Here is a 1,172-nt window from a genome sequence, read left to right on the forward strand (position 1 = left end):
AAGAGAACGCCGCACCCGGACAATTCTTGATCCACGGCCTGATCGCGCGCGTCGTACAGGACCCCGCCCCGGACGGTTAACGGGCCGGGGCGGAGGCGTTCATTTTGTTGGTGCGCGCCAGCAGGCGGTCACTCGTCCTTGGATGGGATGACGAAACCTCGCATCGGTCCCGAACCCGGCTTCTCCTCTGGGAATTTGGCTGCTACGGACGCGAGTGCGTCAGCGGTCACGTCCCCGACGTGTGGTGGGGTCGGCCGTGTCGTACACGCGCCATCCCCCCGCCGTGTTCTCCGGGTCCTCGGGGTCCTCGGGGTCCCTCGGGGTCCTCGGGCGCGACCACACCAGTGATCTCCAACTGCCTCAGTACAGCGTCTACGTGTCGGGCCTGCTCCGCGTCCACACTTCCGCCCCCCGGTCGCCGGTCGCCGCCGGCACCTAGCTACCGCCACCACTCGAGCAGTGCGCACGGGGAGCGGCAGAACGCTCCCTCATCGCGGACGCGTTGGCGTCCCTCGGCTGACCAGCGAGGATCGATCACGCCCGAAGCTCGAACCACGTGACCTTCCCCGCCCCGAGAGGCGCCGCCCGACTACCCCATGCCTGAGCGCACCGGCTCACCAGCAGCAGACCCCGCCCCTGCTCCTGGTCGGCGCCGACTGTCGGGCGCGGCAGGGCGCTGCTGCCGTCGCGGACGCTGATGTGCAGGGTGGCGTCCCGCCAGTGCACGCGTACGGTGACGGGGCCTGGGGCGTGGCGGTAGGCGTTGCCGCAGAGTTCGCTGGTCAGCAGCTCGGCGGTGTCGACGAGGTCGGTCAGGCCGATCAGGTCGGCCAGCGCGTGGCGGGTGAGGATCGCCCGTACGGTGCCTCGGGCGACTCCGACGCCGATGGCGCTGTGCGGGGGCAGGGTGAGGGTGTACTCCCATGAGTCGCCCGGACCACCCGGCCCGTTCGGCGTCGGGGGCGGTGAGCTGTTGTTCATGCCTGAACTCCCTTTCTGGGAAGGGCTGGTCGGACACGCGCTCTCATGCGGTGGCTATGTCTCCGGGCGCGTGGCGCGCGGCCGGGGTGCTCTTCCGTGGCCATGAGGGACGTGGATCGAGCGCTCTGCCATCGAAGGTAGGGGCGGGACTTTCGAGGGTGCAACGTTCTACGGTGCTTTCACTCTACCCC

The 1,172-nt window shown here is 69.5% G+C and carries 1 protein-coding gene; it reads right to left on the minus strand.

What is annotated here, in order from left to right; genetic code table 11:
• Positions 1-534: 534 nt before the first annotated feature.
• Entirely contained in the window at positions 535-981 is a 447-nt protein-coding gene (locus ACZ5CR_RS46380; protein WP_468870072.1) for an ATP-binding protein, read from the minus strand.
• Positions 982-1,172: the final 191 nt, after the last annotated feature.

This window comes from Streptomyces sp. NPDC031274 (assembly GCF_055570235.1).

Coding starts and splice junctions, on each gene's coding strand:
- ACZ5CR_RS46380 (WP_468870072.1), bottom strand. CDS start 981: ATGAACAACAGCTCACCGCCCCCGACGCCGAACGGGCCGGGTGGTCCG.